The sequence below is a fragment of the Candidatus Dechloromonas phosphoritropha genome, assembly GCA_016722705.1.
GTDB lineage: Bacteria > Pseudomonadota > Gammaproteobacteria > Burkholderiales > Rhodocyclaceae > Azonexus > Azonexus phosphoritrophus.
The window spans coordinates 1,821,995-1,836,062 of sequence record JADKGN010000004.1 but is presented as its reverse complement, the minus strand read 5'-3'; the positions used below and the strand labels follow the sequence as shown (position 1 = coordinate 1,836,062).

The 14,068-nt window shown below is 60.8% G+C and carries 12 protein-coding genes and 1 tRNA gene; 4 read left to right on the top strand and 9 right to left on the bottom strand.

Annotated elements, in window-relative coordinates; translation table 11 throughout:
* Positions 1–6 precede the first annotated feature (6 nt).
* The 8 genes from IPP03_14645 to IPP03_14610 form a co-directional block, all read right to left on the bottom strand.
* Positions 7–192 (bottom strand): hypothetical protein, encoded by a 186-nt coding sequence (locus IPP03_14645; GenBank protein MBL0353825.1) that lies wholly within the window; start codon positions 190–192, stop codon positions 7–9.
* A gap of 85 nt (positions 193–277) precedes the next feature.
* Positions 278–353 (bottom strand) — tRNA-Phe (locus IPP03_14640).
* Between the two features lie 64 nt (positions 354–417).
* A complete protein-coding gene (locus IPP03_14635) occupies positions 418–1,842 on the bottom strand; it encodes a sensor histidine kinase N-terminal domain-containing protein (GenBank protein MBL0353824.1) in 1,425 nt (474 codons plus the stop codon).
* Between the two features lie 52 nt (positions 1,843–1,894).
* The gene (locus IPP03_14630; GenBank protein MBL0353823.1) at positions 1,895–2,566 is read right to left on the bottom strand and encodes a response regulator transcription factor; all 672 of its coding nucleotides are present in this window, start codon (positions 2,564–2,566) and stop codon (positions 1,895–1,897) included.
* A 380-nt stretch (positions 2,567–2,946) separates the two neighbouring features.
* Positions 2,947–4,665 (bottom strand): cation acetate symporter, encoded by a 1,719-nt coding sequence (locus IPP03_14625; protein MBL0353822.1) that lies wholly within the window; start codon positions 4,663–4,665, stop codon positions 2,947–2,949.
* Position 4,666: 1 nt separating this feature from the next.
* Positions 4,667–4,975 (bottom strand): DUF485 domain-containing protein, encoded by a 309-nt coding sequence (locus tag IPP03_14620; GenBank protein ID MBL0353821.1) that lies wholly within the window; start codon positions 4,973–4,975, stop codon positions 4,667–4,669.
* A 206-nt stretch (positions 4,976–5,181) separates the two neighbouring features.
* Entirely contained in the window at positions 5,182–6,834 is a 1,653-nt protein-coding gene (gene groL, locus IPP03_14615; protein ID MBL0353820.1) for a chaperonin GroEL, read from the bottom strand.
* A 42-nt stretch (positions 6,835–6,876) separates the two neighbouring features.
* Positions 6,877–7,167, bottom strand: a complete 291-nt coding sequence (locus tag IPP03_14610) for a co-chaperone GroES (protein MBL0353819.1) — start codon at positions 7,165–7,167, stop codon at positions 6,877–6,879.
* A gap of 571 nt (positions 7,168–7,738) precedes the next feature.
* Between IPP03_14610 and IPP03_14605 the strand changes: the two genes are divergently transcribed.
* On the top strand, positions 7,739–8,986 hold the full coding sequence (locus IPP03_14605; protein MBL0353818.1) for a saccharopine dehydrogenase NADP-binding domain-containing protein: 1,248 nt from the start codon (positions 7,739–7,741) through the stop codon (positions 8,984–8,986).
* Positions 8,987–9,020: 34 nt separating this feature from the next.
* Here the strand turns inward: IPP03_14605 and IPP03_14600 are convergent, their stop codons facing one another.
* Positions 9,021–9,338 carry a helix-turn-helix transcriptional regulator gene (locus tag IPP03_14600; protein ID MBL0353817.1) on the bottom strand — a complete coding sequence of 106 codons (318 nt, stop codon included), beginning with the start codon at positions 9,336–9,338 and terminating at the stop codon, positions 9,021–9,023.
* Between the two features lie 254 nt (positions 9,339–9,592).
* Between IPP03_14600 and IPP03_14595 the strand changes: the two genes are divergently transcribed.
* The 3 genes from IPP03_14595 (at position 9,593) to IPP03_14585 (ending at position 14,068) form a co-directional block, all read left to right on the top strand.
* The gene (locus tag IPP03_14595; protein MBL0353816.1) at positions 9,593–10,618 is read left to right on the top strand and encodes an ArsJ-associated glyceraldehyde-3-phosphate dehydrogenase; all 1,026 of its coding nucleotides are present in this window, start codon (positions 9,593–9,595) and stop codon (positions 10,616–10,618) included.
* A gap of 78 nt (positions 10,619–10,696) precedes the next feature.
* Positions 10,697–11,995: an organoarsenical effux MFS transporter ArsJ gene (arsJ, locus tag IPP03_14590; GenBank protein ID MBL0353815.1), complete on the top strand. Its 1,299-nt coding sequence runs from the start codon at positions 10,697–10,699 to the stop codon at positions 11,993–11,995.
* A 189-nt stretch (positions 11,996–12,184) separates the two neighbouring features.
* On the top strand, positions 12,185–14,068 hold the full coding sequence (locus tag IPP03_14585) for a 4Fe-4S dicluster domain-containing protein (protein ID MBL0353814.1): 1,884 nt from the start codon (positions 12,185–12,187) through the stop codon (positions 14,066–14,068).

Below are 14,068 nucleotides of genomic sequence, written 5' to 3'. Positions count from 1 at the left end.
GAGACGTCAAGCCAACCAATCCAGAAATGCCAGCGTCGCCCGATAGATACCCGGCCGCTTGCATTCGCGCGGACCGGCGACGTTGAGAATCCCAATGTGGTGATCGCGCAGCCAGTCCCGCACGCGGCCTACGGCATCGCATGGACTTGAGCCGCGTTTTCGTTCTGGTCCTGCCTGAGCATCGATAGGCATTGACAGAAATTGGCTACATGGTGGCTACACGGAAGCCAGAAAGCAAAAAGCCCACTCAGGAAAGTGGGCTAAGTGCTTGAATATTTGGTGGCCAATCGCGGAATCGAACCACGGACACGCGGATTTTCAATCCGCTGCTCTACCAACTGAGCTAATTGGCCTCGGGAGGAAGGATTATAGCGAGGTGACCGCCTAGCCGCAATACAGGCTGTTAAAAACGTGAGGTCAGGTTCCGATCGGCGGCGATTGCCGGTAGAGTTCGGAGAAGTCATCGGGAATCGGCATCGGTGGCGGCGGCGGCTGCCACGTATGGAATGCCACCCGGGCAACGGTTCCCTGGCCCGAAGGATTGGGACGCAGCCGGGCCGTGGCATCATGCTGGGTGGCAATTTCCCGAACGATGGCCAGCCCCAGTCCGCTGCCTTCGCCCGCCGCATTGTCGATCCGGAAGAAACGCTCGAACGCCATCTCGGCCTGTTCCTCGGTAATGCCGATGCCGTCGTCCTCCACCTCGAGAACAGTCACATTCCCCGTCGCCATGACCCTGCACGTTACATGGCCACCTTCCGGGGTATATCTCAGCGCGTTATCGAGCAGATTTTTGGCCAGTTCCTTTAACAGGAGAGGGTTTCCGCTGACCATCGTGACATCCTGCGCCTCGAAGCCAAGGTCGATCCTTTTTTCGAGCGCGATGGCGACCCACTCCTCGACAACATCTCGCATCAGCCGCGCAAGATCGAGCGGTGCGTGGCTCTGCTGGACTGTCTCCAGACCTTCTGTTCTGGCCAGAGTAAGCAATTGGTTGACGAGTCGGGTGGCCCGGTCGACACCGACCGCTATCTGGCGCAAGCCATGACGCAGGGCGGCCGGATCCGCCTCGCGAATGGCAAACTGGGCCTGCGTCTTGAGGCCGGTGAGCGGCGTGCGCAGCTGGTGGGCAGCATCGGCAACGAAACGCTGCTGCACCTCGACGTTGCGCTTCATGCGCTCCAGCATCTCGTTGAAGGCTTCGACCAGCGGCTCGAGCTCGTCGGGAACGCCGTGCGTGGCAATCGGCGAAAGATCGGCCGCATCGCGCGCTTCGATCGTCTTGCGCAGACGGTTCAAGGGCCGCAGTCCCCGCGACAGTCCGAACCAAACCAGCATGACCGCTAGCGGGATGATGACGAATTGCGGAAGGATGACGCTGGCGACGATCTTGTTGGTCAGTTGCGTACGCTTCTCCATCGTCTCGCCGACCTCGACCAGCACCCAGCGGTCGCGCGGCATATTCCCGTCAGCAACATAGGAGTATGCAACCCGGACATCCTGCCCCTTGAGTTCCAGGTCGCGAAAATAGATATCTCCCGGCAGCGCGGCCGGATCGGCCCCTGCATCAGGCGGCGGCAGATCGGCGTCTCCCGCCAGCAGCTTGCCGTCGTGGGTGATGACGTGAAAATACACGCTGTCCGTCTCGTCCGCTCGCAACATCGCCCGTGCCGGCGCAGGCAGACTCAGCACGGGCTTGCCGTCGACAAGCTTGACCTGACGAGCAATGGCATTCACGTGCTGGCGCAGCGCCTGATCATAGGGGAAATTGGCAACGTTGTTGGCGAAGTAGTGAGTAAACGCGATGCTCAGTGGCCAGACAAAGAGCAGGGGCGCCAACATCCAGTCGAGGATCTCGCCAAAAAGCGAGCGCTCGCTCTCGGAAGTCGGCGGGCTATTCGGGCCGGGGGCGTTCAAGGCAGTAGCCCAGCCCACGTACTGTCGCTATCTTGACCCCGCCCGCCTCCAGTTTCTTGCGCAGACGGTGAACGTATACCTCGATGGCGTTATGGCTGACTTCCTCACCCCAGCCACACAACTTGTCGACCAGTTGATCCTTGCTGACAAGGCGGCCCATACGCGTCAGAAGCACCTCGAGGAGACCGATTTCCCGTGCCGAGAGATCGAGTGCCTGACCATCGATCTGCGCCACCCGACCAACCTGATCGTAGACCAGCGCTCCGCATTGAATGGTTGGCGCCGTGCCCGCCGAGCGTCGGCACAACGCGCGAACCCGCGCCTCGAGTTCCGCCAGGTCGAAGGGTTTGGCCATATAGTCGTCGGCCCCGAGATCAAGTCCCTTGACACGGTCGCCGGAGCCGTCGAGCGCGGTCAGGATCAGCACCGGCAGCGAAGAGTTGCGCGCGCGCAGACGCTTCAGAACTTCCATTCCCGACAACCTGGGCAACCCGAGGTCGAGGATCAGCAGGTCATAGGCAACAGTCAACAGAGCCGCGTCCGCGTCAAGCCCGTTGGATGCCCAGTCCACCGCGCAGCCACCTTGACGAAGCGACCGGGAAAGGCCGTCAGCGATGATCGCATCGTCTTCGGCAATAAGAATTCGCATTTAAGCCTAAAAGTCCATTCCAGCGTAAGAATCCTGTAAGGCACGCACCCTATTCTACGCCTGCTGTTCTCCTTTTATGGTCTTGGGAGTCGGCGGCTTCGGCCGCGACTCAGGGGGTTAGCCCGATCCTGCACTGGGCGCCCCCTACCATTTTTCACACCAGAACCCAACAAGTCTAACAAAACGTGGCTTCGCGATTGGCGCGATTCACCAACACGTCCGTGGATGGCACGGAGGCTGTTGCGCTCCAGGGCGCGCCAACGGGGACCTGCTCCATTGCTTCATGCCAATGCGGTCGACCGCGAAAATTGCTCGAATATGGACGTAAAAAAGCCCGAGGGTTGCCACCCGGGCTTTTTGCTGGGACTTACGCTGTCTGCTTAGTGGCCGGAAGCGCCGGCGGCACCGAGGCCGGTTTCCGAACGCAACTGCTGCGCCGGGAACAGGGCACGCTCCTTTTTGGCCTGAGCCGAGTTGTCCAGAATGGAAACCAGCCAGATCGTGAAGAACGCGGCAGACATCGAGAAGATGGCGGCGGAGTTGTAAGGGAACCAGGCGGAGCCCTTCGGGTTGTGCAGCACGTGTTCCCAGACGCTGGCGGAACCGATGGTCAGGATCACCGCCAAGGCAAGGCCAACGAAGCCACCAACCACGGCACCGCGGGTTGTGCAGTTCTTCCACAGCACCGACATGAAGAGCACCGGGAAGTTGCCCGAGCAGGCGATGACGAAGGCCAGCATCACCATGTAAGCGACGTTTTCCTTCTCGAAGGCGATACCGAGAACCACCGCCAGAATGCCGAGGCAGATCGTGGTGATCTTGGAAACGCGCAGTTCGGCATCCGAGGAAACCTGGCCCTTCCTGATCACGGAGGCGTACAGGTCGTGCGACACGGCGGAAGCGCCGGACAGGGTCAGACCGGCAACCACGGCGAGGATAGTGGCGAAGGCCACGGCCGAGATGAAGCCGAGGAACAGGTTACCACCGACCGCCTGCGCCAGATGCACGGCAGCCATGTTGCCACCGCCCCGCAGTCCGTCCCACAACGGCTTGCCGTCGGCGCCGATTTCCTGGATGCCGTTAACTAGTTTCGGCACATAGTAAGCAGCCGGATCCTGAATCAGATTGGTGATGGCGCCGAAACCGATAATGAAGGTCAGGATGTAGAAATAGCCGATCCAGGTGGTTGCCCAGGCAACCGACTTGCGGGCTTCCTTGGCGTTCGGCACGGTGAAGAAGCGCATCAGGATGTGCGGCAGACCCGCGGTACCGAACATCAGGGCCATGCCGACCGAGATCGCGGAGACCGGATCCTTGATCAAGGCACCCGGCGCCATGATGGCGTCGTGCTTGGAGTGCACTTCAACCGCCTTGGCGAACAGCGCGTTTGGCGAAAAGCCGAACTGCCAGAGCACAGCACCGGCCATGAAGGTGGCACCGAAAAGCAGCATGCCGGCCTTGATGATCTGCACCCAGGTGGTGGCGGTCATGCCGCCGAACAGTACGTACATCATCATGATCGAACCGACCAGAATCACCGCGTAGATATATTCCAGGCCGAACAGCACCTTGATCAACTGACCGGCGCCGACCATTTGCGCGATCATGTAGAACGCGACGACAACCAGCGTCGAGGTCGCGGCAAAGATGCGTACCGGGGTCTGGGCAAAGCGGTAGGAGGCGACGTCGGCGAAGGTGAATTTGCCGAGATTGCGCAGACGCTCCGCCATCAGGAAGGTGATGATGGGCCAGCCGACCAGCCAGCCGATCGAGAAGATCAGGCCGTCGAAGCCGTTGGCGAACACCAGGCCGGAAATTCCGAGGAAAGAGGCGGCGGACATGTAGTCGCCGGCAATCGCCAGGCCGTTCTGGAAACCGGTGATACCGCCACCGGCAGTGTAGAAGTCGGCCACCGTCTTGGTCTTGGAAGCCGCCCACTTGGTGATAAAGAGCGTACCGACGACAAAGATGGCGAACATCGCAATGGCCGTCCAGTTGGTGGCCTGCTTGGTGGTGTTGCCGAGGTCGGCGCCGGCAGCGATGGCGCCTCCGGCAACGGCCAGCGCGGCGACCGCCGCGAGTAGATGTTTGATAGTCATGTTATTTCCGCGCCTCCGCAATAAGCCTCGCGTTGGTTTCGTCGAATTCGCCGTTGGCGCGACGCACGTAGATCCAGGTCAGGATGATGGTAAAGACGATGACGCCGACGCCGATCGGCACGCCGATGCTGGTAGTCATGCCCGGCCCCATCTTGGTGCCCAGCCAAGGGCCCTCGAAGGCGACCAGAAGAATGAAGCCGTAGTAGGCGGCGGCACTGACGATGGTCATGATGACCGAGTAGCGGTTGCGCACGGCAACGAACTCGAGGAATTTTGGGTTTGCTTTAACCCGGTCGATAACGTCTTGCATTGATTTGCTCCTCAAATATTGGTTATGGAGGCATTGCTGCGGAGCGTAATGTAGGTCGGACTACTTACAGCAAACTTACGGAGCGTTACAAAAGTCACACTCAAGGCCGCCCCTGAAATCCGGGGATTTTTCCCGGTTGACCGCGGAAAGCAAAAAGCCCCGCCAAAGCGGGGCTTTTCTCAAACGGCAAGATCTGGGCAGGGGAATTACATGCCCATGCCGCCCATACCACCCATGCCGCCCATACCACCCATGTCCGGCATGCCGCCACCCGGTTTGTCTTCAGCCAGTTCGGCCACCATACATTCGGTGGTGAGCATCAAGCCGGCCACTGAAGCGGCATTCTGTAGCGCGGTGCGCGTGACCTTGGTCGGATCGAGCACACCCATTTCAACCATGTCGCCATACTCGCCGGTGGTGGCGTTGTAACCGAAGTTACCCTTGCCACGCTGCACCTTGTCGACAACCACCGAGGGCTCGTCACCGGCGTTGGCGACGATTTCACGCAGCGGCTGCTCGAGGGCGCGGAGAACGATCTTGATGCCGGCGTCCTGGTCGTGGTTGTCACCCTTCAGCTTGCCAACGGCAGCACGAGCGCGGATCAGGGCAACGCCGCCGCCAGCGACGACACCTTCTTCCACGGCGGCGCGGGTCGCGTGCAGGGCGTCTTCAACGCGCGCCTTCTTTTCCTTCATTTCGACTTCGGTCGCGGCGCCGACCTTGATGACGGCAACGCCACCAGCCAGCTTGGCAACACGCTCCTGCAGCTTTTCCTTGTCGTAATCCGAGGTAGCTTCCTCAATCTGGATGCGGACCTGCTTGACGCGGGCTTCGATGGAAGCTGCTTCGCCGGCACCATCGATGATGATGGTGTTTTCCTTGGAGACTTCGATGCGCTTGGCCTGGCCCAGATCCTTGAGGACGGCCTTTTCGAGGGAAAGACCGGTCTCCTCGGAGATCACGGTGCCGCCGGTCAGGATGGCGATGTCCTCGAGCATGGCCTTGCGCCGGTCGCCGAAGCCCGGAGCCTTGACGGCAACGGTCTTCAGAATGCCGCGGATGTTGTTGACCACCAGGGTGGCCAGTGCTTCGCCATCGACGTCTTCGGCGATGATCAGCAACGGACGGCCGGCCTTGGCAACCTGCTCGAGGATCGGCAGCAGGTCGCGGATGTTGGAAATCTTCTTGTCGAAGAGCAGGACAAACGGATTTTCCATCAGGGCTTGCTGCTTGTCGCCGTTGTTGATGAAGTACGGGGAGAGATAGCCACGATCGAACTGCATGCCTTCGACGACATCAAGTTCGTTGGCCAGCGACTTGCCGTCCTCAACAGTAATGACGCCTTCCTTGCCAACCTTTTCCATGGCATTGGCGATGATTTCGCCGATGTCAGCATCGGAATTGGCGGAAATGGAACCTACCTGGGCGATTTCCTTGGACGTCGTACACGGCTTGGAAAACGCCTGCAGTTCGGAAACGGTAGCGACGACCGCCTTGTCGATGCCGCGCTTCAGATCCATCGGGTTCATGCCGGCGGCAACATACTTCATGCCTTCGCGGACAATCGCCTGGGCCAGCACGGTGGCAGTAGTGGTGCCGTCACCGGCGATATCGGAGGTCTTGGAAGCAACTTCCTTGACCATCTGGGCGCCCATGTTGGCGAACTTGTCTTTCAGTTCGATTTCCTTGGCGACCGAAACGCCGTCCTTGGTGATGGTCGGGGCGCCGTAGGAGCGCTCAATTACGACATTGCGGCCTTTCGGGCCAAGGGTAATCTTGACCGCGTCGGCCAGGATATTGATGCCCTCGACCATGCGGGCGCGGGCGGAATCACCGAATTTGACTTCTTTTGCAGCCATTGAATTCTCCTAATTTGAACAGTGGTTGGGGACGAACGGCGCTTAAGCGACCACAACGCCCATGATGTCTTCTTCACGCATGACCAGAACTTCCTCGCCATCGACCTTGACCGCCTGGCCGGCATACTTGCCGAACAGAACCCGGTCGCCCACCTTGACGTCCGGGGCGTTCAACTTGCCGCTGTCGTCGCGCTTGCCCGGGCCGACCGCCAGAACTTCGCCCTGATCGGGCTTCTCGCCGGCAGAATCAGGAATAACGATGCCGGAAGCGGTGGTGCGCTCGGCTTCGACGCGCTTGACAATGACGCGGTCGTGCAAAGGACGGATATTCATAGAGATGGCTCCTTGTAGTTCAGACAATAAAAATGGGCCGGGGTAAAGCCCGGGAACGCGCAAGGCTATTTATTAGCACTCGTCACCGTTGAGTGCTAATAATAGGGGCGGATCATCGGGATTTCAAGTCTCCTGTTCAAAGATTGTCGTTAGTAGTCGCCGCGGGCTTCCATCATGACTTTCCTAAAGCTATTTACGAGTTTGTATGATTCACCACCCGGATAGCCTTTAGTAGTAAAGCCCTTTACATTTTAAGCGGCAGGTTACGGGAGGGAGATTTCCCATGGCGATCTACTCAAGCGTAGCGTTGTCATATCAACAATGAATAAAATAGCATGGATATGCTGCTATGCAGCATAAAAGCACGCGGCCAAATAATTTGTACACAACGGCCAAATAATTTCTACAAATCGGCCAAATAATTTCTACACTCCTACCGGCAGATCTCCGGGCTTCCCATCCGGCGGGCCGTTCAAAGTTTTGCGGATGGGTCGTCCCTGATGGCTCCTCTGATTGACAGATGCCTGGCCGACCAGCGACACTAGGATTAAGATTTTCAGTTCTGGCCACGATGACCGCCGCTACCCCTCACCATGACCTGATCGTTTTCGGCGCGACGAGCTTTGTCGGGAAGATCCTGACCCGCCGCCTCTTCGAGCAGTTCGGCGCGCATGGTGATCTCAATTGGGCGGCGGCCGGCCGCTCGGTCGCCAGGCTCGAGGAACTGCGCGCTTCGCTCGGTCCGAACGCGGCGAAATTACCGTTGCTCGTCGCCGACGCTGCCGACGAAGCCGCGCTCCGCACGATGTGTCTCGGGACGAAAGCCGTCGTGTCGACCGTCGGTCCGTACGCGCTATACGGCGAAACACTGGTCAAGGTTTGCGCGGAAACCGGGACGGACTACTGCGACCTGACCGGCGAGGCGCAATGGATCCGCCGCATGCTGAGCCGATACGAAGACGAGGCACGCAAGTCAGGGGCGCGCATCGTCCACTCGTGCGGCTTCGATTCGATCCCGTCCGACCTCGGCGTGCATTTCCTGCAGCAAGAGGCGATCCGGCGCTTCGGCCAGCCTTGCTGCCGCGTCAAGATGCGGGTCAAGGCGATGCGTGGCGGATTCTCCGGAGGGACTGTCGCCAGCATCATGAACGTCCTCAAGGAAGCCGCCGCCGATCCGCAACTGCGCAAGGAACTCGCCAATCCCTACTCGCTCTGTCCGGAGGGCTACGCGCCGCAGGTCCGCCAGCCCGATGTCAGATTTGCCGAATACGACGATGATTTCAAGGCCTGGCTGGCGCCGTTTGTCATGAGTGCGATCAACACCCGTATCGTGCAGCGCACCAACGCCCTGACGAAGCAAGCCTACGGCGCCGGGTTCCGCTATGACGAGGCAATGTTGGCGGGCCCCGGGCTCAAGGGCCGGATGACGGCACTGGGGATAACCGCCGGACTAGCCGGCTTCATGGTTGCGGGCGCCATCGGCCCAGCGCGCTGGGCCCTCGAGCGCTTCGTGCTGCCGGCGCCGGGCTCGGGCCCGAGCCCGGAAGCACGGCAGCGAGGCTTCTACGATCTGCGCTTCCTTGGCCACACTGACGATGGCCGCAGCATCATGGTCAAGGTGACCGGCGACCGCGACGCCGGTTACGGGTCGACGTCGAAGATGCTCGCGCAAGCCGCAGCATTCCTCGCCCGCGACCTGCCCAAGGCAGAGAAACCCGGCGGCTTCTGGACGCCGGCGACCCTCTTTGGCGACCGCCTGATCGAGCGCCTGAAGAAATATTCTGGGATCGCCTTCACAGTGGTCGACAGCGGAAGCTAAACCTGATTGTCGATTCGCTGCGCCAAGCGAAAAGTCAGTACTTGCCAGGCGGGTTACAGATTTCAGGACGCCCATCGCAGCAGTTGTCGGTCAGGAAACCGATCAGCACGTTGATCCTGCTCATCTCGGCCTGACAACGAACGAAGCGACCTTCCTGCTTGGTCGTGACGAGGCCGGCGTGGCTCAATGTCTTCAGGTGGAAGGACAGCGTCGGTGCCGGCAACTCGAGTTGCTCGCCGATCAAACCTACGGTCAGACCTGCAGGCGCATTCTGAATGAGCAGCCGGACAATGGCGAGGCGGCTGTCCTGGGCCAGCGCGGCCAGCGCAGTGACGGCATCGGTGTTGTTCATGTTTCCAAAGATACCGAAATATCGCCGACCTCGCAAAACTTTTGCACCCAGTTCCGACAATCACAATTCTCCAGCCAATCGTCAAATCGAGGTGCCTCGATTTTTTCCGTAGCCGGCGAGCGCGAGGGGTTTACTTATTTTTAGATTTCCAGCAATATGGAATTGTTAGTCAGGCAAGGTCGCCTGTGGCGTTCAAACGATCTTGCTCGCTGGGCATCCAAGCGAGCGCCACTCACCAACTGGAGGAAAGAGAAATGACTGTCAGGGTCGGCATCAACGGTTTCGGTCGCATGGGCAGGCTGGCGCTGCGCGCCGGATGGGACTGCCCGGATATCGAGTTCGTGCATATCAACGAACCGGCCGGGCCGGTGGAGTCCGCCGCCCATCTGCTCGAATTCGACTCGGTGCATGGCCGCTGGCGGCACGAAATCGGGACGAGTGGCGGGCGCCTGCTGGTCGACGGGAAGGCGATCGGCTACAGCTCCTCCCGGGATATAGCGGAAGCGACGTGGCGTGCTGCCAGGGTGGACATCGTTCTCGAAGCCAGCGGCAAGTGGAAGACAGTCGAGGAACTGTCGCCCTATCTGGCGGCGGGAGTGAAGAAGGTGATCGTCGCCGCACCGGTCAAGGGTGGCGATACGCTGAACATCGTCATGGGGGTCAACGACCACCTTTACGACCCGGCCCGGCATGACATCGTGACTGCGGCATCGTGCACGACCAACTGCCTGGCGCCGGTAGTCAAGGTTGTCCATGAGGCAATCGGCATCGCACACGGCCAGATCACGACCGTCCACAGTTCGACCAACACCCAGAGCGTGCACGACCAGATGCACAAGGATCTGCGCCGCGCGCGTGCTTCAGGCCTGTCACTGGTGCCGACGACGACCGGTTCGGCGACCGCAATCGCGCTGATTTTCCCGGAACTGAAAGGCAAGCTCGATGGCCACGCGGTGCGTGTACCCCTGCTCAACGCGTCGATTACCGATTGCGTATTCGAGATGCAGCGTCCGACGACGGTCGACGAGGTCAATGGCCTGCTCAAGGCTGCTGCCGCAGGGCCGCTCAAGGGAATTCTCGGTTACGAGGAGCGGCCGCTGGTGTCGATCGACTACTGCGGCGATCCGCGCTCGGCTATCGTAGATGCGGCGCACACCCTGGTGACCAACGGCACGATGGTCAAGATCTACGCTTGGTACGACAACGAGTGGGGCTACGTGAACCGTTACGTCGAACTCGCGCGCAAGGTCGCCGCGTCACTCCAGGGCGCACTTCCCTGATTTGCCGCCTTTTTGGCCGTCGACCGCAACTGGCGGGCGACGGCCTGCAGGGCACCGATATCCCAATGGAGGAACAGCATGAGTGACTCATCCGCAGCTGCGAACAGTTCCACGCGGGCCGGCCTGCGCAACTACGTGCTGGTTACCGCAGCCTACTGGTCCGATACCGTCACCGACGGCGCCACCCGCATGCTGGTGCTGTTCTACTTCTACAACCTCGGCTACACGCCGCTTGCGGTGGCTTCGCTGTTCATCTTTTACGAAGTATTCGGGATCATCACCAATCTGTTCGGCGGCTACATCGGCGCCCGCTTCGGGCTCAAGACCACGCTGTTCATCGGCCTCGGCACCCAGATTGTGGCGCTGTCGATGCTCGCTTTCGCACCGCAGGGCTGGCTGGTCGTCGCCTGGGTCATGGCCTCGCAGGCCTTGAGCGGCATCGCCAAGGACATGACGAAGATGAGTTCGAAGAGCGCGGTCAAGCTGATCGTTCCCGAAAATGCCTCGGCGACGCTCTACCGCTGGGTCTCGCTACTCACAGGGTCGAAGAATGCCCTCAAGGGCGTCGGCTTTTTCATCGGCGGCCTGCTGCTGACCGTGCTCGACTTCCAGACCGCGCTCAAACTGCTTGTCGCGCTGGTCGGCGGCACCATGATCCTCGCCGCGCTCCTGATGCGCGGCGGCCTCGGGCAGGCCAACAAGAAGGCCAAGTTCGGCCAGATGTTTTCCCGCAACGGCGTAGTCAACAAGCTCGCCGCGGCGCGCATCTTCCTTTTCGGCGCCCGTGACGTCTGGTTCGTCGTCGGTCTGCCGGTCTTCCTGTCAAGCGTTCTCGGATGGACCTTCTGGCAGTCCGGGGGCTTTCTGGCGGTATGGGTCATTGGCTACGGCATCGTCCAGGCGGCGACGCCGGGCCTGCTGCGCAGCCGCGTCGAGGGACGACACGAACCCGACGGGCGGACGGCGACGATCCTCGCCTTCGTCCTCGCCGCCTTGCCGGCCGGCATCGCCCTCAGCCTGAGCGCCAGCATTGCGCCGAGCATCGTCGTGGTCGCCGGCCTGATCGCCTTCGGCGTTGTCTTTGCGCTGAATTCGGCGGTGCATTCCTTCCTGATCCTGGCTTATACCGACAGCGACAAGGTGGCAATGAACGTCGGCTTCTACTACATGGCGAATGCCGCCGGCCGCCTTGCCGGCACCGTTCTCTCGGGAGCGCTGTATCAGTGGGGCGTGCAAAGCGGGCCGAACAATGGCCTGATCGCCTGCCTCTGGGCATCCACGGCCTTTGTTCTGGTCGCCGGCCTGCTGTCGCTGCTCTTGCCGCGCAACCCTGGTCGGCGCACCAAGCCGATCCGGCTCGACGATATGGGCGAGTAAATTCCCGAGTTGGAAATTCGCAGACAGTAGCGTTCGCTCTGATGTGCTTTGAGGTTGCCGATCCCCGAATGTGGCCGGCGTACCCGTATCGCACAGAGAATAAATGCGGCATGGCTTGCGATGAATCAAATGCCGGGTTGCGCCGCTTCGTATAATGGCGAGTTTCGTATTGCTGATCGAGGAGTCGTCATGGCTGCAGTCATGCCCGTACCGGCCGCCAGCCGGGTTCTGATGTCTGGTAACGAAGCAGTCGCCCGTGCCGTCTGGGAAGCAGGTGTCAAGGTTGCCGCCGCCTATCCGGGCACGCCATCGACCGAGATGATGGAAGAGATTTCGACCTATCCGGATCTCTATGCAGAGTGGTCAGTCAATGAAAAAGTCTCGCTGGAAGTCGCCATCGGCGCCGCTTACGCCGGCTCGCGCGCCTTCAGCTGCATGAAGCATGTCGGCATGAATGTCGCTTCCGATGCGCTGATGACGCTGACCCTGACCGGCGTGATCGGCGGTCTGGTCATTGCGATTGCCGACGACGTCGGGCTGTCCTCGTCGCAGAACGAGCAGGATTCGCGCTACTGGGGTCGCTTCGCGCATGTCCCGGTACTCGAGCCGGCCGATTCGCAGGAAGCCTACGCGATGACGCTGTACGCTTACGAATTGTCCGAGCGTTTCCAGGTGCCGGTCATCCTGCGCATGACGACACGCATCAACCATGTCAAGGGTCTGGTTACCGTTGGCGAGCGCAGCGAGAAGGCTTCGGCGGGTTTCAAGAAGGACCCGGCACGCTGGGTCATGACGCCAACCGGCGCCGGCAAGCGGATTCCGCTGATGTTCGCGCGCGCCGAAGCCTTGCGCGATGCGGCCGAAGCCTCCGAGCTGAACTTCATCGAGCCGGGCAGCGACCGTCGTGTCGGCTTCATCGCCTCCGGTCCGGCCTACATGCACGTCAAGGAATCCTTCCCGGACGCACCAGTACTCAAACTCGGCTTCTCGTGCCCCGTACCGGTCGCGAAGTGCCGGCAACTGGCGGCGCTGGTCGATCAGGTCGTCGTCGTCGAGGAAGTCGAACCGCTGGTCGAGAACGAACTCAAAGCTCAGGGGCTGAAAGTCATCGGCAAGGAAATCCTGCCGCTGCAGGGCGAACTGTCCCCCAACGTGCTGCGCCCGGCAATCGCCCGCCTGCTCGGCGAGGAGGTGCCGGAAAGTGGCCAATTCGGGCTGTCGACCGCACCAATGAAGGTTTTTCCGCGGCCGCCGACGATGTGTGTCGCCTGCCCGCACCTCGGCGTCTATTACACGCTGTCGCAGGTGCGCAACCTGACCATTTCCGGCGATATCGGCTGTTACACGCTGGGCGCCGGCCATCCGTGGAACGCGCTCGACACCTGCATCTCGATGGGCGCCTCGATGGGCATCGCGCTCGGCCTCGACAAGGGCCGCGGCGAAGCCGACAAGGACAAGCGCATCCTTGCCGTGATCGGTGACTCGACCTTCCTGCACATGGGCATGCAGGGCCTGCTCGACATCGTCTACAACAAAGGCAATGTCACGGTGCTGCTGCTCGACAACCGCGCCGTCGGCATGACCGGCGGCCAGGACAATCCGGGCAACGGCCGCGACATCTACGGCGAAGAGGCGTCACGCGTTGATTTCGCCAAACTGGTGGCGGCGCTGGGCGTCAAGGAAGAGCGCATTCATACCGTCAACCCGTATGAACTGCCGGTTTTGTTCAAGACCATCCGTGACGAAGTGAAAGTACCCGAAGTCTCGGTCATCATCACCGACCAGCCGTGCGTGCTGATCAAGGATTATCACAAGCTGAAACCCTTCGAGGTTATCGACGACAAGTGCACCGGTTGCGGCAACTGCATCGACGTCGGCTGTCCGGCCATCCACGTGACGCGGCGCGGCAAGGAAATCAAGCCGAACGGCCGCGAAGTCGATCTCGCCTTCGTGCGCATCGAAACCTCGGTGTGTACTGGCTGCACCCTGTGCGTGCAGCCCTGTGCACCGGGAGCCATCGTCCATCACGTACCGGTTTCGCCGATCACGCTGGTCAAGGGTTGCGGAGTCTGA

Bases quoted from the DNA above. Each gene is read 5' to 3' on its own strand.
- IPP03_14625 (MBL0353822.1), bottom strand. From the start codon at position 4,665: ATGACTATCAAACATCTACTCGCGGCGGTCGCCGCGCTGGCCGTTGCC.
- IPP03_14585 (MBL0353814.1), top strand. From the start codon at position 12,185: ATGGCTGCAGTCATGCCCGTACCGGCCGCCAGCCGGGTTCTGATGTCT.
- IPP03_14635 (MBL0353824.1), bottom strand. From the start codon at position 1,842: ATGTTGGCGCCCCTGCTCTTTGTCTGGCCACTGAGCATCGCGTTTACT.
- IPP03_14610 (MBL0353819.1), bottom strand. From the start codon at position 7,167: ATGAATATCCGTCCTTTGCACGACCGCGTCATTGTCAAGCGCGTCGAA.
- IPP03_14630 (MBL0353823.1), bottom strand. From the start codon at position 2,566: ATGCGAATTCTTATTGCCGAAGACGATGCGATCATCGCTGACGGCCTT.
- IPP03_14600 (MBL0353817.1), bottom strand. From the start codon at position 9,338: ATGAACAACACCGATGCCGTCACTGCGCTGGCCGCGCTGGCCCAGGAC.
- IPP03_14595 (MBL0353816.1), top strand. From the start codon at position 9,593: ATGACTGTCAGGGTCGGCATCAACGGTTTCGGTCGCATGGGCAGGCTG.
- IPP03_14645 (MBL0353825.1), bottom strand. From the start codon at position 192: ATGCCTATCGATGCTCAGGCAGGACCAGAACGAAAACGCGGCTCAAGT.
- IPP03_14620 (MBL0353821.1), bottom strand. From the start codon at position 4,975: ATGCAAGACGTTATCGACCGGGTTAAAGCAAACCCAAAATTCCTCGAG.
- arsJ (MBL0353815.1), top strand. From the start codon at position 10,697: ATGAGTGACTCATCCGCAGCTGCGAACAGTTCCACGCGGGCCGGCCTG.
- IPP03_14605 (MBL0353818.1), top strand. From the start codon at position 7,739: ATGACCGCCGCTACCCCTCACCATGACCTGATCGTTTTCGGCGCGACG.
- groL (MBL0353820.1), bottom strand. From the start codon at position 6,834: ATGGCTGCAAAAGAAGTCAAATTCGGTGATTCCGCCCGCGCCCGCATG.